Here is a 20,069-nt window from a genome sequence, read left to right as displayed (position 1 = left end):
CAGTAGTGGGCCCACCGGCCCCGGCCGGCCGGGACCACCGACCACGAATGATCAAGGAACGGACTTCATGAACGACCAGCACGACCACGGGGCACTTGGCGACGCCGAGTACGCGGAGTTCATGGAGCTCGCCGCGGAAGAGGGCTTCGACGCCGAGGACGTCGAGGAGGCGATCGAGGAGGCCGGCCACGGCCCGCTCCCCGTCCTCGCCGTCGTCGGCCGTCCGAACGTCGGCAAGTCGACCCTGGTGAACCGCATCATCGGCCGTCGCGAGGCGGTCGTCGAGGACAAGCCGGGCGTCACCCGCGACCGCGTCACCTACGAGGCCGAATGGGCCGGCCGCCGCTTCAAGGTCGTCGACACCGGCGGCTGGGAGCAGGACGTCCTCGGCATCGACGCCTCCGTCGCCACCCAGGCCGAGTACGCCATCGAGGCCGCCGACGCCTGCCTCTTCGTGGTGGACGCCACCGTCGGCGCCACCGACACCGACGAGGCCGTCGTCAAGCTGCTCCGCCGTGCCGGCAAGCCCGTCGTCCTCGCCGCCAACAAGGTCGACGGCCAGTCCGGCGAGGCCGACGCGGCCACGCTCTGGTCGCTGGGCCTCGGCGAGCCGTTCCCCGTCTCCTCGCTGCACGGCCGCGGCACCGGCGACCTCCTCGACGAGGTCCTGCGGAAGCTGCCCGAGGCCCCCGAGCAGACCTTCGGCAAGGCCGTCGGCGGCCCCCGCCGCATCGCCCTCATCGGCCGCCCCAACGTCGGCAAGTCCTCCCTGCTCAACAAGGTCGCCGGCGAGGACCGCGTGGTCGTCAACGAGCTGGCCGGCACCACCCGCGACCCGGTCGACGAGCTCATCGAGCTCGGCGGCGTGACGTGGAAGTTCGTCGACACCGCGGGCATCCGCAAGAAGGTCCACCTCCAGGCCGGCGCCGACTACTACGCCTCCCTCCGCACGGCCGCCGCCGTGGAGAAGGCCGAGGTCGCGGTCATCCTCATCGACACCACCGACAACATCTCGGTCCAGGACCAGCGGATCATCACGATGGCCGTCGAGTCCGGCCGCGCCGTCGTCATCGCCTACAACAAGTGGGACGAGCTCGACGAGGAGCGCCGCTACTACCTGGAGCGCGAGATCGAGACCGAGATGCAGCAGGTCGCGTGGGCGCCCCGGGTCAACGTCTCGGCGAAGACCGGCCGCCACATGGAGAAGCTGGTCCCGGCGATCGAGACCGCCCTCGCCGGCTGGGAGACCCGCATCCCCACCGGCCGGCTCAACGCCTTCCTCGGCGAGCTGGTCGCCGCCCACCCGCACCCGATCCGCGGCGGCAAGCAGCCCCGCATCCTCTTCGGCACCCAGGCCGGCACCAAGCCCCCGCGCTTCGTGCTCTTCGCCTCGGGCTTCCTGGAGGCCGGCTACCGCCGCTTCATCGAGCGCCGGCTGCGCGAGGAGTTCGGCTTCGAGGGCACCCCGATCCACATCTCGGTCCGCGTGCGCGAGAAGCGCGGCAAGAAGAAGTAACCCGCGGGGAGCACGGCCGAGGGCCGGAGTCGTACGGGACGACTCCGGCCCTCGGCCGTTTCCCGCGGCGCGCTCAGAGGCTTCTGCGCGGCCCCGGCGGCAGCGCCGCCTGCGGGGGATGGGGCTGTGCCTGCCAGACCGGCGGGTACGCCCCGTGCTGCTGTCCGTGGCCCCCGGGGAGACCCGGGAGGCCGGAGAAGCCCGAGAGGCCCGTGCTCATCGCCGTGCCGAAGGCCCGGAACGCCAGCCCCTCCTCACCGCTGCGGTCGCCCGGGAGCGTGCGGAACGACCGGCGGTACTCCGAGTACAGGGCATCGAAGATCGGCGTCGCCGAGTACCCGGCCGGAACGTCCTGCGCCGGGCGCATGGCGGGGATCGGACTCGGATACGGCTGGGGGAATGGGTCGTATGCGTGCACGTAGGTGCCAACGACCCCGCCGACCGTCGGATGCGGGCGGCTCTCGGAAAGAGGGGCCCGCCGGGGGCGCGGTACGGCCGGGACGCCCGGCGGACGCGCCGGCCCCCTCCCCGGCCGCCCGTCGTCCATCAGGTACCGGCCAGCGGCATCGCGGCGGCGACCAGGCGCCCGTTCACCGCGGCCTTCTCCAGGGCGTCGCGCAGCAGGTCCTCGCGCGGCTGCTGGCCGATGGAGCCGACCGGCGCCGCGAAGACCAGCACGGTGTGCGACTTGTTGGCCGCGGCGCGCCAGCCCTCGGTGACCTGGAGCGGCTGGTGCGCCTGCCACCAGGCGGTCTGGCCCGCGCCGCCGGCGCCGGGCTGGAGCACCGAGTGCAGCTGCCCCATGGCGACCAGGACGGACCAGCCGGGCAGCGCGGCCGGCTTGGTGTTCAGGTCGGCGACCGGGTGGAAGCCCTGCTCGGCGAGGAGCGAGAGGAACTCGTCGGTGAGCCCGCCGGACCCGGGCCGGGCCACCGGCGCCGTCGGCTCCACGACCAGCGCCGGGTGCAGCTCGCCGTCGATCAGGACGAGACCGCTGGTGACGCCGAGCACGGCCTGCTCGGGGTGGGCGGCCGAGAGCGCGTCGGCGGCGTCGGCGGCCGTGATGGAGGCGACGGCGCCCTGGAGCTGGTCCTCGGCGACCCGGACCACCTGCGACGGGATGCAGCTGGCGTGGGCGAACGCGAGGACCGCGGTCTCCTCGCCGACGAACAGCACCGTGCTGGTCCGCTCCTGCTCGGAGTCGCCCGGCGTGCGGCAGGAGGTGCAGTCGTAGCTGCCCGGGGCGTTGTCGCCGGTGAGCAGCCGGTCGGCTTCTTCGTCGCCGATCTCGGCGCGTACGTCCTCGCTGACGTCGAGCATGCGCGGCACGGAGGGCTCCCTGGAGTCGGTACGGACGGACCCCGGGCCTTTCCCGGGCGTCTCATGCCGAGTTCAACGGGTCAGGCGCGGGCGGGGTCACGCGCGGAAGGGGGGCAACTTGCCACTGGCGCGTGCGGAGGCGGGCCGGGCGCGGGTGACTCCGACCGGGTGGGAAGTGAACAGCGTTCCGCGCGGCACGGGGCCGGGCCGCCGGGGGCCGACCTAGCCTGCGGCGATGTCGATGATCCGATTTTGGACAGCCGGCTCGCTCGCGGCGGCCTCCGCGGCGGCGCTGCTCGCCCTCCACCAGGCGCCCGTCGCCACGGCCGCGCCCGGCGACGACGGGCCCGGCACCGCCGGCGCGCCCGGCGCCCCCGGTGTCCCGGGAGCCCCCGGCGTACCGGCGCTGCCGGACGTGGCCGGGACCGCCGCCGGGTCCGGCCTCGCGGCCGCCGCCGACGCGCTCGCCGCCGCGGCGGCCGCCGTGGAGGCGGCCCAGGGCGGCGGGACCGGGGCGGTGCCCCCGCCGCCGTCCTCGGGACCGGTGGGCGTGCCCGCCTACGCCTGCGCCGAGGACCAGTGGCCGTGGGGCTGCGTCGCCGAGTGCGAGAGCAGCGGACGCTGGGACGTCAACACGGGCAACGGCTACTACGGCGGGCTCCAGTTCTGGCAGCCCACCTGGATCGAGTACGGCGGCCTGAAGTACGCCCGCCGCGCCGACCTGGCCACCCGGCAGCAGCAGATCACCGTCGCCGAGGACGTGCTGCGCGTGCAGGGCTGGGGCGCCTGGCCGGTCTGCTCCAAGCGGTACGGGCTGAGCGGCCGCGTCCACACCGTGCAGGCCGGTGACACCCTCGCCGGCGTCGCCCGCCGCTTCGAGGTCAAGGGCGGCTGGAAGCGCCTGTACGAGGCCAACAAGAGCGTCATCGGTCCGGACCCGAACCGGCTGTTCGTCGGCATGATGCTGCGGATCGCCCCGCTCTGACCGGCGGCCGCGCCCGCGGCTCCGCCGCCTCGCCGCTGAACACGCGCGTCCCGCGCCGGAGTTCGTGCACCAGGGTGCCGGGCGGCAGACCGTCCGGCACCCGCTGCTCGGCCAGCACCACCGCCGCGCCGTCCCGGGCGGCGAGCGCGGCGAGCAGCGCGTACGTGCGGGCCGCGACCGGCGGCGCCATGCCCAGGACCGGCTCGTCCACCAGCACCACCCGCGCCGGACGCAGCAGCGCCCGCGACACCGCCAGCATCCGCCGCTCCCCGCCGGACAGCGTCCCCGCCGTCCGGGACAGCAGCGGGACGAGCTCGGGGTACGGGACCGGCGCGTCCGGCCCCGCGAGGGCCAGGTTCTCGGCGACGGTGAGGCCCTCGTACACCGCCCCGCGGTCCGGTACGAAGCAGAGCCCGCGCCGGGCCCGTTCGTGCGGCGGCAGCGCGGTCACGTCCTCGCCGCGCCACAGGACCCGGCCCGCGGTGAGCCGGACCGTCCCGGCCAGGGCGCGCAGCGCGGTGGTGCGGCCCGCGCCGTTCCGGCCGGTCAGGAGCGTCACCGTGCCCGCCGGGACCGGCAGGTCCAGGCCGTGCAGGGCCTCCAGGGGGCCGTAGCGCACCCGCGCGCCGCGCAGTTCCGCCTCCACGCTCATGACCGGAGCCGGCCTCCCTCCATGGTGCGGACGGTACGGGCGGTGGCCGTGACGAGGTCCCGGTCGTGCTCCACCACCAGGACGGTCAGGCCGTCGGCGGCGAGCGCGGCGAGCAGCCGGGACAGGGCCTCCGTCTCGGCCGCGTCGAGCCCGGCGGCCGGTTCGTCCAGGAGCAGGGTGTGCGGGCCGCCCGCCAGGGCGCGGGCCAGCTCGACCCGGCGCAGTGTGCCGGTCGGGAGGTCCGCCGCGGGCAGGGCGCGGACGGGTCCGGCGAGTCCGGTCAGGAGCAGGGCGCGTTCGGTGGCGGCGGCGGGCCGGCCGCGGTGGTGGCCGTGCTCGGCGCCGACCCGCACGTTCTCCTCCACGGAGAGGGACGGGAACAGCGCCGGCAGCTGGAACGTCCGGGCGATCCCCAGCCGGGCCCGGACGTGCGCGGGGCGGCCGGTGACGTCCGCGCCGTCCAGCAGGACCCGTCCCCGGCCGGGCCGGGCCGCCCCCGCGAGACAGTCGAAGAGCGTGCTCTTCCCCGCGCCGTTCGGCCCGACCACCGCGGTGACCTGCGCGGTCGGCAGCGCGATCCCCGCGTCCCGGAGGGCCGTCACGCCGCCCCGGTGCGTGAACCACAGCCCCTCCGCGGCGAGCCGGGCCCCCCGGTCCGGCGCCGGTGGAGAGGGCGGGCCGGGACGAGGGGCCGCGCCCGTGGGGGCGGCGGGGGCCGGGGCGGTGGCCGGGAGACCCGCGGGGCCGGTGCGGCCGGCGGTCGGGAGGGGGCTCGGGCGGGTGGTCGGGAGGAAGGCCGTCAGGGGAGGGAGACGGCCCGTCTGGGTGGCCAGGAGGCCGATCACCACGGCCGCCGCGCCGGCGGGACCGGCGGCGTCCAGGGCGAGCAGGAGCGGCGCGGCCAGGAGGGGGGTGAGGAGGTGGTCGGCGCCGAGGGTCACCACCGCGGCGAACCAGAGGAGGCCCCGGAGGGGGTCGTAGGCGGTAGGGTCGAGGGCCTGGACGCCCATCGCGAGGAGGCCGCCGCCCAGCGCCGCCAGGGCCGCGGCCAGGGTGAAGGCGAGGAGCTTGAGGGCGGTCGAGGCGATGCCGGCGGCCTCCGCCGCCGGCTCGTGGTCGCGCAGGGCCGCCAGCGCCCGTCCGGCGCGGCCCCGGCGGAGCCCCGCCACCACGAGCAGGGCGGCCGTGAGGAGGAGCAGCTCCAGGAGGTAGAAGGCGCGGTCGGAGGCGAAGCCCGCCGGGCGGGCCGGGGCGGGCAGGCCGGCCGTCGCGTAGGGCTGGGTGAGGACGAAGCGGCTCACCGCCACGCCCACCGCGAGCGTCGCCAGGGCCAGGGCCAGGCCGTGCCGGCGGATCGCCGGACCGGCGGTCAGCAGCCCCGCCGCGCCGGTCAGGGGCACCGCGAGGGCGAGCGCCGCCAGGACCGGCAGGCCGTCCGCGGTGAGCAGCACCGTGAAGAGGGCGCCGAGCCCCGCGTAGGCGGCCTGTCCGAGGGCGATCTGGCCGGCGCGGCCGGTGACGACGACCAGCGAGAGGAGGACGATCGCCAGGGCCGGGACCTGCACCGCCGTGCGCAGGTCGGGGCCGGCGACGGCCAGGGGGAGCAGCAGACACACGGCGGCGAGCGCCCACACGGCCGGCGGGGTGCGGCCCGCGCGGGGCGCCGGCGGCAGCGCGTCGCGGCCCTTGCCGCCGATGCCGGGCAGGACCAGCGCCGCGATCAGCAGCGCGATCACGAACAGATTGGCGCCCACCGCCCGGACCAGCGGCTCCGCCCAGCCCTCGGGGTGGAAGCGGGTCAGCTGGGCCTGGGTCACCCCGATGAGCAGCGCCGCGCCGATCGCGACCGGCAGCGACCGCATCCGGGCGATGACCGCGACCGCCATCACCTCCACCACCAGCAGCGGCAGCCCGTACGGGTCGAGCCGGACGTACGGGGCGAGGAGCACGCCCGTCAGCCCGGCGGTGAACGCGCCGAACGCCCAGCCGGCCGCCGCGATCCGGTCCGCGTCGACCCCGGCGAGGACGGCGAGCCGCCGGTTGTCGACCACGGCCCGCAGCTCCCGTCCGAAGCGGGTCCACCGGGTCACCGCCGTCACCAGGCAGGCCACCGCCGCCACCACGGCGAGCTGGAGCCACGGGTCGTCGCCGAGGAGCACCGGCGCGTCGTCCCGGGCCCCGCCGCCCCAGAGCAGCACCGCCGCGCCGACGAGGAGGACGAAGACGCCGGTCGAGGCGACCAGGGTGCGGGCGGGGTCGGCGCCGTCGCGGGCCAGGGGGCGGAAGACGGCCCGGTCGAGGAGGAGCCCGAGGCCGGGGGCGACGAGCAGGAGGGTGACCAGGGCGGCCGGCCACAGCGGCCATCCCCAGACGACGACCAGCTGCCGGAGCGCGTACGCGGCGATCATGGCGACCGCGCCGTGCGCCAGGTTCAGCACCCCGGTCGTCCGGTAGGTGACGATCAGGCCGATGCCGGTGAGGGCCGCCGCGCCGCCGACCGCGAGGCCGGCCAGCGTCAGCTCGTACGTCAGGGAGGCCACGGCTCACACACCGGGCAGGGGGCGAGGGCGGGGTCCCCGGCGGCCGGTACCGCGTCCGGCCGGCCCGCCACCAGCGGGCAGTCGGGACGGTGCGCCAGCGTGCCGCCGGGGACGCGCAGCGGCGGTCCGCCGGAGGACGGCGGGGGAGGGACACCGGTGTCGGGGGCCTCCTCCCCGGTCACGGCGGGGGAGGGCGGCGGGCCGGCCCGGGCCGCCGCCGCGACCAGCACGGCGCCCGCCACGAGCAGGGCCGCCCCGGGCACGGTGCACGAGGCCAGATAGGGCAGCTGGCGTTCGGCGAAGCGCTCGCCGGAGATCCCGTACCAGCCGAGGACGCAGAGCACCGCGCCCCCGGCGGCCGCCACGAGACCGCCCCACAGCAGGAACCGCGCCGTCGGCACGAGGGGCCTCCCTCGTCACGTTCCTTCGGTCCTTTCCTCGACTATGCCCCGTATTCTTGCGCTCTGCCCCGTATCGTCCGACCCTGGAAGCGTCAGGCCCTACGGACCCGCACGCACATGGCGGTGGTGAGCCAGATGGTTCTCAGGCGACGAGCGGCCGCTCTCGCGGCGGCGGCGATGCTGTTCCTCACCCCGGCCGTCGCGGCCTGCTCGGACGACGAGCCCGCGACCGGCGGCCAGGTCACCTCCACCCCGCCGCCCGCGACGACCGCGGAGCCGCCCGGTGCCGGGGAGCCGGCCGACCCGGCCGCCGCGAAGGCGGAGATCACCCGGAACTGGGCCGCGTTCTTCGACGCGGACACCCCGGCCGCCGAGCGGGTGAAGCTGCTGGAGAACGGCGAGGAGATGCGGGACGTCCTCGCCGCCTTCGCCGGCAACCCGCAGGCCGCGGCGACCACCGCGAAGGTCACCGGCGTCGCGTTCACCTCCGCGAGCGGGGCCGACGTCACCTACGACCTGCTCGTCGGCGGCAACCCGCTGCTGCCCGACTCCCGGGGCACCTCGGTGCTCCAGGACGACACCTGGAAGGTCTCCGTGAAGACCCTGTGCGGCCTGGTGAAACTCAGCGGTGTCACCGTCCCGGGCTGCTGAGACGGCCGCGGCGCGGCTCCCGGCCCTGCTGCTCGCCCTCCTCCTCGCCCTCCTCGCGGGGTGCGGCAGCCGGCTCCCGGAACGCGCCTTCGAGACGCGGCCCACCGCCCACCCCTCCGGCGGTGAGCCGCTCCGCGTCGGCATCATCACCAGCGCCACCAGCCCCGTCGGCGGCGCCGCCCTGACCGGCCCGCGCGACGGCGCCCTCGCCTGGTTCGACGCCCTCAACGCGTCCGGTGGCCTCGACGGGCGCCGGATCGAGGTCGAGACCTGCGACGACGGCGGCAGCGGCGTCGGCAACACCGCCTGCGTCCGCGAACTCCTCGACGAGCGGAAGGTCTTCGCCCTCGTCGCCACCACCGCCCTCGACTACGCCGGCGCCGCGCTCGTCGACCGCGCCGGCGTCCCCGACATCGGCGGTCAGCCCCTCACCCCCGCCTACGAGACCTACCCCCACCTCTACTCGCTCTACGGCAGCTCCGCCCCGCGCACCGGCGCCTCGCCCGGCTGGGACGGCGTCCTGTACGGCGGGACCGAGGTGTACCGCTGGTTCAAGCGCGAGCAGGGCGCGCGGACCGCCGCCGTCGTCGCGTACGACCAGCCCGCCTCCGCCTCCTACGCCCGGCTCGTCGAGCGGGGGCTGCGCGCCGAGGGCTACCGGGTGGTGAGCGAACGGGTCGACTTCGTCCTCCCCGACTTCCGCGCCGTCGCCGCCGATCTGCGCGAGCGCCGGGTGGACCTGGTGTTCGACGCGCTGGACGCGCACGGCAACATCCGCCTGTGCGAGGCGATGGAGGCGCTCGGCGTCCGGGTCGACGCCAAGGTGACGAACGTGCAGAACTGGTCGTCCGCCGTGGACCGCGCCTACGCCCGCGCGCCGGGCTGCCGCGACTCCCTCTGGGTGACCGGGTCGAGCCGCAACTTCGACGACACCGGGCACCCGGAGGTCCGCGCCTTCCGGGCCGCCATGGGGGAGCGGGAGCTGTCCCAGTGGCAGCTGGAGGGATGGGCGGCCGCCATGTGGTTCACCGACGCGGCCCGCTCCTGCCTCGCCCGCGCCGACCGGGGCGGACTCACCCGGACGTGCGTCGAGGCGTACCTGGAACGCCCCGAGCCGTACACCGCCCGGGGGTTGCTGCTGCCCGTCCGCTTCGAGCACCTGGAGCGCCCGCCCGCCACCCGCGAGACCTGCCTCTCCGTCGCCCGCTGGCGGGACGGGCGGGGCTGGATGAGCCAGGGCGAGATGACCCGGAACTGCGCCACCGTCCCCCAGCTCGGTTACCGGCCGTGAGGAAGGGCCCCGCCGGAGCAGTACAGTCGGCCCGACCGACCGACTGACCGGGGGGAACCGGCAGATGCGCATCTCCTTCCTGCTCCACAACGGCTATCACTACGGCGGGACGATCCGGACCACGTTCACCCTCGCCGAACAACTGGCGGAACGTCACGAGGTGGAGATCGTCTCGGTCTTCCGCCACCGGGACCGCCCCCGCCTCGGCCTCCCGTCCGGAGTGACCCTCCGTCACCTCGTCGACCTGCGGGCCGACGGCCCCGGCTTCGACGGCGACCACCCCGACTTCCACCGCCCCGCCCGGGTCTTCCCGCGCGGCGACGGACGCTGGAAGCAGTACAGCGCGCTGACCGACGCGCGGATCGGGGACCACCTGCGCGGGGTGGAGGCCGACGTCCTCGTCGGCACCCGGCCGGGGCTCAACGTGCACCTGGCCCGGCAGGCCGGGCCCGGGCCCGTTCTCGTCGCCCAGGAGCACCTGATCCTCGACGGGCACAGCCGCCGGCTCCGCCGGGACATCGCCCACGAGTACGCGCTGCTCGACCTCGTCACCACCGTCACCGAGGCCGACGCCCGCGCCTACCGGCGGCTCGCCCTGCCCGGCTCCGTCCGGATCGAGTCCGTGCCCAACAGCGTGCCCGTGCCCGCGGTGCCGCCCGCCGACCCGTCCGCCCGGGTGGTCGTCGCGGCCGGCCGGCTCACCCGGGTCAAGCGGTACGACGTCCTCGTCGACGCCTTCGCCGAACTCGCCGCCGACCACCCGGACTGGAGCCTGCGGATCTACGGCAGCGGGGACGCCGTCCAGGACCTGCGGGGCGCGCTGGCCCGGCAGATCGAGGCGCTCGGCCTCGGCGGACGGGTCCGGCTGATGGGCCAGGTCCACCCCATGGAGCCGGAGTGGGCGAAGGGCTCCATCGCGGCGGTGACCTCCGAGCGGGAGGCTTTCGGCATGACGATCGTGGAGGCGATGCGGTGCGGCCTGCCGGTGGTCGCCGCGGACTGCCCGCACGGGCCCCGTGAGATCGTCGAGGACGGGGTGGACGGGCGGCTCGTCCCCGTCGGCGACCCCGGCGCGGTCGCGCGGGCGCTGCGCGAGCTGATGGACGACGAGGAGCTGCGGGCCAAGGCCGGCCGGGCGGCCCTCGCGGCGGCGGAGCGCTTCGACCCGGCGCGGATCGCCGCGCGCCACGAGGAGCTGTGGACCGGGCTCCTCAGCAGCGGTACGACCCGCCGCACCCACTCCCCGGCCGCCGCCGCCCGCCACGCCTGGACCGGCCGGGCCGTCGACGCGGCGTACACCGCCAAGGCCGCCGCGGGCCGGACCCTGCGCCGCCTCGGGCTGCGCTGACCGGCGTCACGGGGTGTCCCGCCGGTCCCGCAGCGGCCGGGCCGGCGGCGGGCTCGCGATCCGCCTCCGCTCGTAGTCGGCGAACTCCGGGTGGTGCAGGTCGAAGGCGGGGGACTCGGAGCGGATCCGGGGCACCGCCGTGAAGTTGTGCCGGGGCGGCGGGCAGGAGGTCGCCCACTCCAGGGAGCGCCCGAAGCCCCACGGGTCGTCCACCTCGACCTTCGGCGCGTACCGCCAGGTCCGCCACACGTTGTACAGGAACGGCAGCGTGGAGATCCCGAGCAGGAAGGCGCCGATCGACGAGACGGTGTTGAGCGCGGTGAAGCCGTCGGCGGCCAGGTAGTCCGCGTACCGCCGGGGCATGCCCTCCGCGCCCAGCCAGTGCTGGACGAGGAAGGTCAGGTGGAAGCCGGTGAAGAGGGTCCAGAAGTGGATCTTGCCGAGCCGTTCGTCGAGCAGCTTGCCGGTGAACTTCGGCCACCAGAAGTGGAAGCCGGCGAAGGTCGCGAAGACGACCGTGCCGAAGACCGTGTAGTGGAAGTGGGCGACGACGAAGTACGAGTCGGTGACGGGGAAGTCCATCGGCGGCGAGGCCAGGATCACCCCGGTCAGACCGCCGAAGAGGAAGGACACCAGGAAGCCGGTCGCCCACAGCATCGGGGTCTCGAAGGAGAGCGAGCCCCGCAGCATGGTCCCCGTCCAGTTGAAGAACTTCACCCCGGTCGGCACCGCGATCAGGAAGGAGAGGAAGGAGAAGAAGGGCAGCAGCACCGCCCCGGTCGCGAACATGTGGTGCGCCCAGACCACCACCGACAGGCCGGTGATCGTCATGGTGGCGGCGACCAGGCTCAGGTACCCGAAGATCGGCTTGCGGGCGAAGACCGGGAGGATCTCGCTCACGATGCCGAAGAACGGCAGGGCGATGATGTAGACCTCGGGGTGGCCGAAGAACCAGAAGAGGTGCTGCCAGAGCAGCGCCCCGCCGTTGCCGGGGGCGAAGACCAGCGCCCCGAACCTCCGGTCGGCCTCCAGGGCGAGCAGCGCCGCCGCGAGCACCGGGAAGGCGACGAGCACCAGGATCGCGGTGAAGAGCACGTTCCAGGTGAAGATCGGCATCCGGAACATGGTCATGCCGGGGGCGCGCATCCCGATGATGGTGGCGAGGAAGTTCACCGAGGTGAGGATCGTGCCGAAGCCGGAGAGCGCGAGCCCCATGATCCACAGGTCGGCGCCGATCCCGGGGGAGCGTTCGGCGCCGTTCAGCGGGGCGTAGGCGGTCCAGCCGAAGTCGGGCGGTCCGCTCGGGGTGAGGAACGAGCCGACCACCATCAGCCCGCCGAGCAGGAACAGCCAGTACGAGAACATGTTGAGGCGCGGGAAGGCGACGTCGGGCGAGCCGATCTGGAGCGGCACCAGCTCGTTGGCGAAGCCGGCGAAGGTCGGGGTGGCGAAGAGCAGCAGCATGATCGTGCCGTGCTGGGTGAACGCCTGGTTGAACTGCTCGTTCGAGAGGTACTGGAGCCCGGGCCGGGCGAGCTCCGCCCGCATCGCCATCGCCAGCAGGCCGGCGAAGAGGAAGAAGACGAACGAGGTCGCCAGATAGAGGTGACCGATCTTCTTGTGATCGGTGGTGGTCAGCCAGTCGATCAGGATCCGGCCATGTCGCTGCCGCACGGATTCGGCCGTGGTGGTCGCCGCCTCGGTGCTCATCGGTGCCTCCGCCCCGTGTTCCGTTCTCCGGCGTCCGGTCAGCGTAAGCATTGTGTAAGGGAACGGTGAGGGAGCCGCGCGCGGGCCCGCGCACATTTCGCCGGTTGGCCCCCCTCGGCCGGAATTCCGCCCGGTCGTGAAAAGCTCCCGAACAGTTCGTGCGAACCTCCGGCCGCTTATTCGAATTACCGGAGAAACGGCCGGAAACATGCGTTCCGTTTGGTGTGCGGCGACGGCTCCGTCTGTCGAAAAGTTGTGACGCAAGCGTGACCGCGGGGGTACTAACGTGAACCCCATGGCACCCATACCGCGCATCCCCGAACCGCCCCGAGACGCGCCCGAGTCCTATGTGGGCCTCGACGCGGACGGCGCCGCCCAGCTCGCCAGGACCCGCGGCTGGCGCGTCGTCAGAGCCCTCCCGCCCGGCGCGATCGTCACCATGGAGTACCTCGCCGGGCGCCTCAACTTCGAGGTCGAGGACGACACCGTCACCCGCTGCTGGATCGGCTGACACCCGGATCACCGGACCCCCGGACACGCGGAAGGGCCCCGGCCGATGCGGCCGGGGCCCTTCCGGTGCGGACGGGGCCGCCGCGGTCAGGCGGTGAGCCGGTCCGACGACGGCCGGCTCCGGGCAGGCCGGGCGTGGCTCGCGGCCGCGCCCACGGCCTCCCGCGCCGGCTCCTCCGCGGGGGCCGGGAAGAGACGCGGTCCGCCGGACGCCACCGGCAGCGAGGGCACCAGCCGGCGCCGGGCCCGCAGCCGCTCCGCGATCCGGTCGCGGCGCTCCAGGATCCACGCCTCCACCACGGCGATGACCGGCTCGCACCAGGGCAGCGCGAGCAGGATCAGCAGGCCGGCGGCCCAGCCCAGCAGCACGTCGCTCAGCCAGTGGGTCCCGAGGTACACCGTCGTGAGGCCGACGCCGAGGGCGACCACGGCGGAGAGCGCCGACAGATAGCGCCGGGCCCGCGGGGTGGTGGCGAGGTAGGCCAGGATGCCCCAGGTCACGACCGCGTTCGCGGTGTGACCGGAGGGGAATATGTCGCCGCCCGCGAAGAGCTCGGCTGAGCCGACCTGCGTCGCGTAGTGGGGGCCGAGCCGGCCGAGTCCGAGTTTCACCGCGCCGACGGTGACGTTGAGGAGCAGCAGCGCCGCGCCGAGGGAGAGGAGCGGCCGCAGGGTGTGCTGGCGCCAGGAGCGCCAGCCCAGCCAGGCCGCCACCATCACCGCCGTCGGACCGCGCTGGCCGAGGACGACGTAGTAGTCCAGGAAGGCGTGCAGCTCCGGCCACTGCTGGTAGGGACGGAAGAGCATGATCTTCCAGTCGAGGGTCACCAGCCAGGTGGACAGCAGCACCGCCACCACGACGATGAGATAGAACGCCGACGTCCCGCCGAAGAGGGCGAGACGCGTCCGGGTCATCCGCGGGACCTCTATCTTCGGCGGGACCGGCTCCCGGTCCAGCCGGGCAAAGATGTCGGTACGCACCCAATCGACGTTACAGGGGGTGAGGAGACGACCCGGGCGATCCGCTCCCTTCGTGATGACGATGTGATGTGGAGTAGGTCTCAGTGGTCCGTCTATTCCGGACTCCCGTCGGAAAATCCGATGACCTTCAGCCCTATTGCCGCCGGAGCTGATTCCGGAAGCCTGTTTGCGTGGCACGGAATTACTTCAAACACTCGTCCGTGCGGAATTCCATGCGACGCGCGGGCCGGACGGAGTGGCGTACGCCACACCCGGAGCCTCGTCGGGGTGAGAGGTGCGCCACCCTCCCGGGGCCCGTCCTCGCGTACGCTGACGGCTCACTCGCCCCTCCTCGCCGCGCCGCCGCACGCACATCAGCCCTGGTCGGCGGCGCCTGCCGAGAGCGAGAGAGAGCGTCACTTGGAGGTACGCACATGTCGCGGACGATCACGGCCCGAGCAGGACGGCGTGCCGCCGGCGGCGACGCGAACCGCTGGGCCGTCCTCGTCGTCCTCTGCGTCAGCCTCCTGCTGGTCGCCCTCGACGCGACCATCCTCCACGTCGCCGTCCCCTCGCTGACCGAGAACCTGCGGCCCGGCTCCACCGAGCTGCTCTGGATCGTCGACGCCTACCCGCTGGTCTGCGCCTCGCTGCTGATCCTCTTCGGCACGCTCGGCGACCGCGTCGGCCGGCGCCGCGTGCTCCTCCTCGGCTACGGACTCTTCGGCGTCGCCTCGGCCGTCGCCGCCCTCGCCACCGAGCCCTGGGTCCTCATCGCGGCCCGCGCCCTGCTCGGCGTCGGCGGCGCCATGATCATGCCGGCGACGCTCTCCCTCATCCGGACCGTCTTCCCCGACCGGCGCGAGCGCGCCACCGCCATCGGCATCTGGACGGCGGTCGCCGCGATCGGCGCCGCCGCGGGGCCGGTGCTCGGCGGCTTCCTCGTCGAGCACTACTGGTGGGGCTCCGTCTTCCTCATCAACATCCCGCTGATGGCGCTCATCCTGCCGCTCGCCCGCCGGCTGCTGCCCGAGTCCCGGGGCTCCGCCGAAGGGCCCTGGGACGTCCTCGGCGCGCTGATGGCCGCCGCCGGCGTCCTCGGCTGCGTGCTCGGCGTGAAGCGCGCGGGCGCCGGCGAGCCGCTGCTCTCCGTGCCCACCGCGGGACCCCTGCTCGCCGGGGTGCTGCTGCTCGTCCTCTTCGTCCGGCGCCAGCGGCGCAGGCCGCACCCGCTGATCGACATGCGGCTCTTCTCCCGGCCCGCCTTCACCACCTCGGTCGGCTGCATCGTCCTCGCCATGCTGGCCCTCGTCGGCCTGGAGCTCATCGCCGTCCAGTACCTCCAGCTGGTCCTCGGGCTCAGCCCCCTGGAGACCGGACTGCGGCTCCTCCCGCTGACCTTCGCCGCCATGGCGGCCGGCGCCACCGGCTCGTACACGCTGCGCCGGATCGGCCCCCGGCGGATGGTCGGCTGGGGCTTCCTGCTCACCGCGGGCGCGGTGCTGCTGCTCACGTTCATGGGCCAGCACGACCGGCCGCTGCTGCTCACGGCCGGCTTCGTGCTGCTCGGATTCGGCCTCCAGACGACCCTCTTCTCGGCGTACGAGTCGATGCTCAGCGAGGCGCCGCCGCGGAGCGCGGGCGGGGCCGCGGCGATCGGCGAGACCTCGTACCAGCTCGGCGCGGGCATGGGCATCGCCCTGCTCGGCAGCGTCATGAACGCGGCGTACGCCCCCGGCCTCGCCGGCGTGCCCGGGGTGCCGGCGGCGGCGAGCGACGCCGCGGCGAACTCGCTCGGCGAGGCGTACCAGGTCGCCGAGCGGCTCGGCGGCGCCGCCGGCCAGGCCCTGCACACGGCCGCGCGCCACGCCTTCGTCGACGGACTGCACCTCACCCTCTTCGTGAGCGCGGGCCTGCTCCTCGCCGGTGCCGCGATGGCCGTCCGGCTGCCCCGGGTGATGGAGTGCCCGGTGGACGTCGAGGCGGCGGTCGAGGAGGCGGCGGCGGAGGCGGCCGCCGAGAAGGCGGCGAAGGCGGGGGCCGGCGACGCCGGGTCCGGGCCGAAGACCGTGCGGGTGGCGGGGCTGCCCGCGCCGGCGGCGGGGGAGCGGGACGGGAGCGCCGGGCCGGCCCTGGTGCCCGGGCAGCCGGTCGCCTCGCCGGCCGACACGGGGACGGCGGCCGCCGCGTCCCGTCCGCTGCCGGACCCCGGTGCGGCGGGGACGATGAGCGGCGCGGCGACCCGGACGCACTGAGCGGACTCTTCGGACCCGGCCCTGCGCGCTCCCCCGGAGCGGCGGGCGCGGACCGCCCGGGCCGCCGACGCGGACCCGTCCGACCCCGCCCTGCGCGGTCCCCCCGGACCGCCCTGCGCCGTTCCCCCGTTCCGCCGGGCGCGGACCGTCCGAGTCCACCGACGCCGCCGGCCCGGATCCGCCGGGCGGGTCCGGGCCGGGGTGGCGTCGGTCGGGATCGGTCCGTGATCCGGGGCGGCGCGGTGCGGCGCCGGTGCCGGATCCGGTGGAGGGACGGTGTCAGCTCTGGTTGAAGAAACCGTCCTGCTTGCGGCGGCCGGACTCGCCGCTGACGATCTCGGTGTCGGCGGGGGTCAGCAGGAAGACCCGGGTGGCGACGCGCTCGATCGAGCCGCGCAGCCCGAAGGCGAGACCGGCGGCGAAGTCGACGACCCGCTTGGCGTCGTTCGGCTCCATGGCGGTCAGGTTCACGATCACCGGCACGCCGTCCCGGAAGAGCTCGCCGATGGCGCGGGCGTCCCGGAAGCTGTCGGGCGAGACGGTCGCGATCCGGCGGCCCCGGTCCTCGGCGGTGTCCGTGGCGACCCGGACCCGGGGATCCGTCACCCAGGCGTCGCCGCTCTCGGCACCGTCGGCGTACTCGTCGTCGTAGTAACGCTCGTCGTTGTCCTCGACGAGTCCCAGCCAGGCGCTCGCCTTGCGCACCGATCCCATGGACGCCTCCTTTCACGCGGTCACTGCGGTCACTTGTGGTTCCGCAATCCCTATCGTCGTCCATGATGCGGATCGCGCGCCAAGTGGATAGGCGCCGCGCAGGGGATTCGTGACGGTACTGGTGCAGAACGTGAGGACCGGTTTCTGGCGATTCGTCAGGAAACTTGGGGTATGCGGGGCCTGACGGAGGGCCATGTTGCTGAAAATATGAAAGTCGGTCCAGAAGGGTGACGTCGGGCGCGTACGGGTGAGCGCGCCCTCGCTACGATGCCGCGAGGCCGTCCGGCGGTTCCCCGGGAGCACTCCCGGAGGCCCCGCGCGGCCCGCCGCGCGCTCCACGCCCGGCACGTTCTCGCACCACACCACGGGGGATGCATTGTTCGGAATCGTCAGGCCCTGCTCACACCGGCTCACCGACCACCTGAAGACCCAGTGGATGGCCCATCTCTGCGGGCTGTGCCTGGCTCTCCGCGCCGACCACGGGCAGTTCGCCCGGGTCGTCACCAACTACGACGGGCTCATCGTCTCGGTCCTGACGGAGGCTCAGACCGGTGTCACCGACACCGGCCGGCGCACCGCGGGCCCCTGCCCGCTGCGCGCCATGCGCACCGCGCCCGTCGCCCGCGGCGAGGGCGCCCGGCTCGCCGGCGCGGTCTCGCTCGTCCTCGCCTCGGCCAAGGTGCGCGACCACGTCGCCGACCGGGACGGCCTGCTGGCCCGCCGGCCGGTCGCCGCCGCGGCCCGCCGGGTCGCCCGCTCCTGGGACAAGGCCGGCGCCCGCGCGGGCCGGGCGGTCGGCTTCGACACCGCCGTCCTCGTCGACGCCGTGGACCGGCAGACCGGGATCGAGGCCCTCGCGGGCCCCGGTACCTCGCTCCTGGTCGTCACCGAACCCACCGAGACCGCCACCGCCGCCGCCTTCGCGCACACCGCGATCCTCGCCGGCCGGCCCGGGAACGCCGAACCGCTCGCCGAGGCGGGCCGGCTCTTCGGCCGCCTCGCCCACCTCCTCGACGCGGTCGAGGACCAGACCGCCGACGCGGAGACCGGCGCCTGGAATCCGCTCACCGCCACCGGCACCTCCCGCGCGGAGGCCCGCCGGCTCGCCGACGACGCCCTGCACGGCATCCGGCTGGCGCTGCGGGACGCCGAGTTCACCGACCACAAGCTCGTCCACCAGCTCCTCGCGCACGAGCTGCGCGCCTCGGTGGACCGCGCCTTCGGCACCACGACCTGCTCCCACCCGGGGTCCGGCGCGGGTCAGGGACCGGTGCCGGGGAACCCGTACGGCGGCGGGGTCCCCGGCCCGTACGGCCCGCAGAACCCCTACGGCGGGAACCCGTACGGCGGGGGCGGGAACCCCTACGGGGGCGGTGGCCCCATGGGCCCCGGCGGGCTGCCGCCGCAGTTCGGCGGCGGCGCGCCCCAGTCCCCCAAGCCGCGCGGCTTCCTCGCCGGCTGCGCCATGTTCACCTGGCTCTTCTGCACCTGCCAGATCTGCTGCGCCAAGGAGTACGAGGGCCCCTGGTCCCGCAAGAAGCGCGAGGGCTGCTGCCGCGACTGCGACGGCTGTGACGGCTGCGACTGCTGCTGCCCCTGCGACGGCTGCTGACGATCCGTCCGGGGAGCCCGCCCCGTACCGCTACTTCTTCGGCGCGGGCAGCTCCGGCGGGGAGATCTCCGAGCGCTCGATGCCCGAGGCGGTCACGCCCCACTTCCGCAGGATCCTGTCGTAGGTCCCGTCCGCCTTCAGGCCGTTCACCGCGGCCTGGAAGGCGGGCGTCAGCGCGGAGCCCTTCCGGAAGGCGAAGCCGACGTCCAGGCGCCGGTACTCGTTGAGGAACTTCGTGCCCGGCTGCCGTTCCACCGCGTACCGGATGCCGTTGATGGTGCTCATCACCACGTCGCTGCGGCCCTGGCGGAGCGACAGCCAGGGCGCCCCGCTCTCGTTGAAGACGTTCACCTCGTACGGCTCCTTCCCCGCCTCCGCGCAGCGCCCCTTGTTCTTCTCCAGGGTCTGCTCGAAGGTGGTCCCGGCCCCCGTCGCGACCTTCAGGCCGCAGAGCTGCGTGAGGTCGGTGACCGCCTTCAGCGGACTGTCGGCGCGGGCCGCGAAGCCCTGCCCGTCGTTGATGTACGTCACGAAGTCGATCGCCTTGCGGCGCTCCTCGGTGACCCCGAAGTTGCCGGTGCCGACGTCGTACTTGCCACTGCCGAGCGCGGGCAGGATCACCTCGAACCCGGCCGCCTCGCGCTTCAGCTCCAGGCCGAGCGCCTTCGCGACCGCGGCCGCGAAGTCGGCGTCGAGCCCCACCACCGTCCTCCCGTCGGGGAGGTACGCCGAACTGGGCGGGGTGCCGACCGAGGCGGCGAGCGTCAGCGTGCCCCGCTCCCGCACCTCCGCGGGCAGCAGCTTCGCCGCCGCCTCGTTCCGGCCGGCCCCCGCCACCACGTCCTCCGTGGGCAGCGCGTCCCGCGCCGCCCCGGCCGGGGCGGTCGCCGCGGGATCGCCGCCGGAGCAGGCGGTGAGCGCGAGCGCCGCGGCGGCGGTCAGGGCGAGGGCGGCGGGACGAGTACGCCTGTGCGTGGTCATGACTCCGGGGTCTCCAGGTGTTTCTCGAACGGCAGCGGACCGATCGACTCGGGATCGGCGGTGACGTCGAAGAGCGGACGGTAACCGGTCGCCAGATAGAGGCATCTGGCCTCCGGCTGGCGCGGACCGGTGGTGAGGTACACGCGGGTGTAGCCGCGGGCGGCGGCGTCCCGTTCGAGCGCGGCGAGGACCCGGCGGGCCAGACCGCGACGGCGGTGCGCCGAGTGGGTCCAGATCCGCTTCAGTTCGGCGGTGTCCGGGCCGTGACGGCGGTACGCGCCGCCGGCGACGGCCGCGCCGCCCTCCAGGAGGAGCAGGAACGTGCCGTGCGGCGGGGCGAACTCCCCGGACGGGAACCGCGACAGGTCGGAGGAGTCGCCGTACCGGGTCTGGTACTCGTACGCCAGCTCGTCGAGGAGCGGGCGCGCCAGCGGATCGTCGGGCGTCGTCGCGCGCAGCGAGAGCGCGGACACCCGACCGGGCGTGAAGGACATGCGTCGGCCTCGGGGCGGAGAGAGGGCGAACGGGGAGGGCGAGGGGAGAGGGGTGTGAAGGCACGCGGACGGCGTCAGCGGGGACGCCGCCGGACAGGTGCGATGACCTGGGGAAACGCAGAGGGTCGG

At 74.7% G+C, this 20,069-nt stretch carries 18 protein-coding genes; 8 read left to right on the top strand and 10 right to left on the bottom strand.

Annotation, left to right across the window (positions count from 1 at the left end):
- Nucleotides 1-67 precede the first annotated feature (67 nt).
- Complete coding sequence (gene der / locus ACFVU3_RS28290) at nucleotides 68-1,516, top strand: ribosome biogenesis GTPase Der (protein ID WP_390070539.1); 1,449 nt, start codon at nucleotides 68-70, stop codon at nucleotides 1,514-1,516.
- Between the two features lie 73 nt (nucleotides 1,517-1,589).
- On the opposite strand, the gene ACFVU3_RS28285 is transcribed toward der, so the two are convergent.
- Both ACFVU3_RS28285 and ACFVU3_RS28280 read right to left on the bottom strand, forming a co-directional pair.
- Nucleotides 1,590-1,883: a hypothetical protein gene (locus tag ACFVU3_RS28285; protein ID WP_390070537.1), complete on the bottom strand. Its 294-nt coding sequence runs from the start codon at nucleotides 1,881-1,883 to the stop codon at nucleotides 1,590-1,592.
- A gap of 179 nt (nucleotides 1,884-2,062) precedes the next feature.
- Entirely contained in the window at nucleotides 2,063-2,845 is a 783-nt protein-coding gene (locus tag ACFVU3_RS28280) for a hypothetical protein (RefSeq protein ID WP_390070535.1), read from the bottom strand.
- 226 nt (nucleotides 2,846-3,071) lie between these two features.
- On the opposite strand from ACFVU3_RS28280, the gene ACFVU3_RS28275 reads away from it, so the two are divergent.
- Complete coding sequence (locus tag ACFVU3_RS28275) at nucleotides 3,072-3,821, top strand: transglycosylase family protein (RefSeq protein WP_390070533.1); 750 nt, start codon at nucleotides 3,072-3,074, stop codon at nucleotides 3,819-3,821.
- Here ACFVU3_RS28275 and ACFVU3_RS28270 read toward each other — a convergent pair.
- Genes ACFVU3_RS28270 through ACFVU3_RS28260 form a run of 3 tightly spaced genes read right to left on the bottom strand, consistent with a single transcriptional unit; the run spans nucleotide 3,760 to nucleotide 7,414 of the window.
- Nucleotides 3,760-4,473: an ATP-binding cassette domain-containing protein gene (locus ACFVU3_RS28270; protein ID WP_390070531.1), complete on the bottom strand. Its 714-nt coding sequence runs from the start codon at nucleotides 4,471-4,473 to the stop codon at nucleotides 3,760-3,762. The genes ACFVU3_RS28275 and ACFVU3_RS28270 overlap by 62 nt on opposite strands.
- Nucleotides 4,470-7,013 (bottom strand): ATP-binding cassette domain-containing protein, encoded by a 2,544-nt coding sequence (locus ACFVU3_RS28265; protein WP_390070529.1) that lies wholly within the window; start codon nucleotides 7,011-7,013, stop codon nucleotides 4,470-4,472. Before ACFVU3_RS28265 ends, ACFVU3_RS28270 begins: the two co-directional genes overlap by 4 nt.
- The gene (locus ACFVU3_RS28260) at nucleotides 7,001-7,414 is read right to left on the bottom strand and encodes a hypothetical protein (RefSeq protein ID WP_390070527.1); all 414 of its coding nucleotides are present in this window, start codon (nucleotides 7,412-7,414) and stop codon (nucleotides 7,001-7,003) included. Before ACFVU3_RS28260 ends, ACFVU3_RS28265 begins: the two co-directional genes overlap by 13 nt.
- 117 nt (nucleotides 7,415-7,531) lie before the next feature.
- On the opposite strand from ACFVU3_RS28260, the gene ACFVU3_RS28255 reads away from it, so the two are divergent.
- The 3 genes from ACFVU3_RS28255 to ACFVU3_RS28245 all read left to right on the top strand — a co-directional run bounded on the left by ACFVU3_RS28255 (nucleotide 7,532) and on the right by ACFVU3_RS28245 (nucleotide 10,704).
- Nucleotides 7,532-8,065: a hypothetical protein gene (locus tag ACFVU3_RS28255; protein WP_390070526.1), complete on the top strand. Its 534-nt coding sequence runs from the start codon at nucleotides 7,532-7,534 to the stop codon at nucleotides 8,063-8,065.
- Nucleotides 8,043-9,356, top strand: a complete 1,314-nt coding sequence (locus tag ACFVU3_RS28250; protein WP_390070524.1) for an ABC transporter substrate-binding protein — start codon at nucleotides 8,043-8,045, stop codon at nucleotides 9,354-9,356. The genes ACFVU3_RS28255 and ACFVU3_RS28250 overlap by 23 nt, the downstream gene beginning before the upstream one ends.
- 64 nt (nucleotides 9,357-9,420) lie before the next feature.
- Nucleotides 9,421-10,704 carry a glycosyltransferase gene (locus tag ACFVU3_RS28245; RefSeq protein WP_390070522.1) on the top strand — a complete coding sequence of 428 codons (1,284 nt, stop codon included), beginning with the start codon at nucleotides 9,421-9,423 and terminating at the stop codon, nucleotides 10,702-10,704.
- Nucleotides 10,705-10,710: 6 nt separating this feature from the next.
- Here ACFVU3_RS28245 and ctaD read toward each other — a convergent pair whose 3' ends face one another.
- The gene (ctaD, locus tag ACFVU3_RS28240) at nucleotides 10,711-12,414 is read right to left on the bottom strand and encodes a cytochrome c oxidase subunit I (protein ID WP_390070521.1); all 1,704 of its coding nucleotides are present in this window, start codon (nucleotides 12,412-12,414) and stop codon (nucleotides 10,711-10,713) included.
- 295 nt (nucleotides 12,415-12,709) lie between these two features.
- Between ctaD and ACFVU3_RS28235 the strand changes: the two genes are divergently transcribed.
- Nucleotides 12,710-12,925 (top strand): I78 family peptidase inhibitor, encoded by a 216-nt coding sequence (locus tag ACFVU3_RS28235; protein ID WP_390070519.1) that lies wholly within the window; start codon nucleotides 12,710-12,712, stop codon nucleotides 12,923-12,925.
- A gap of 86 nt (nucleotides 12,926-13,011) precedes the next feature.
- On the opposite strand, the gene ACFVU3_RS28230 is transcribed toward ACFVU3_RS28235, so the two are convergent.
- On the bottom strand, nucleotides 13,012-13,839 hold the full coding sequence (locus ACFVU3_RS28230; RefSeq protein WP_390070517.1) for a phosphatase PAP2 family protein: 828 nt from the start codon (nucleotides 13,837-13,839) through the stop codon (nucleotides 13,012-13,014).
- A 479-nt stretch (nucleotides 13,840-14,318) separates the two neighbouring features.
- On the opposite strand from ACFVU3_RS28230, the gene ACFVU3_RS28225 reads away from it, so the two are divergent.
- Entirely contained in the window at nucleotides 14,319-16,139 is a 1,821-nt protein-coding gene (locus tag ACFVU3_RS28225; RefSeq protein ID WP_390070515.1) for an MFS transporter, read from the top strand.
- Nucleotides 16,140-16,418: 279 nt separating this feature from the next.
- On the opposite strand, the gene ACFVU3_RS28220 is transcribed toward ACFVU3_RS28225, so the two are convergent.
- Nucleotides 16,419-16,853: a cell division protein SepF gene (locus ACFVU3_RS28220; protein WP_376606116.1), complete on the bottom strand. Its 435-nt coding sequence runs from the start codon at nucleotides 16,851-16,853 to the stop codon at nucleotides 16,419-16,421.
- A 376-nt stretch (nucleotides 16,854-17,229) separates the two neighbouring features.
- Between ACFVU3_RS28220 and ACFVU3_RS28215 the strand changes: the two genes are divergently transcribed.
- On the top strand, nucleotides 17,230-18,465 hold the full coding sequence (locus ACFVU3_RS28215; RefSeq protein ID WP_390070513.1) for a DUF5685 family protein: 1,236 nt from the start codon (nucleotides 17,230-17,232) through the stop codon (nucleotides 18,463-18,465).
- A 30-nt stretch (nucleotides 18,466-18,495) separates the two neighbouring features.
- Here ACFVU3_RS28215 and ACFVU3_RS28210 read toward each other — a convergent pair whose 3' ends face one another.
- Both ACFVU3_RS28210 and ACFVU3_RS28205 read right to left on the bottom strand, forming a co-directional pair.
- Nucleotides 18,496-19,446 (bottom strand): ABC transporter substrate-binding protein, encoded by a 951-nt coding sequence (locus ACFVU3_RS28210; protein WP_390070511.1) that lies wholly within the window; start codon nucleotides 19,444-19,446, stop codon nucleotides 18,496-18,498.
- Complete coding sequence (locus ACFVU3_RS28205) at nucleotides 19,443-19,940, bottom strand: GNAT family N-acetyltransferase (RefSeq protein WP_390070510.1); 498 nt, start codon at nucleotides 19,938-19,940, stop codon at nucleotides 19,443-19,445. The genes ACFVU3_RS28210 and ACFVU3_RS28205 overlap by 4 nt, the downstream gene beginning before the upstream one ends.
- Between the last annotated feature and the right edge of the window lie 129 nt (nucleotides 19,941-20,069).

It is taken from the genome of Streptomyces sp. NPDC058052, assembly GCF_042885515.1.
Classification (GTDB): Bacteria; Actinomycetota; Actinomycetes; order Streptomycetales; family Streptomycetaceae; genus Streptomyces.
The sequence above is the reverse complement of the archived record's forward strand: the minus strand, read 5'-3'. Positions and strand labels throughout refer to the sequence as shown.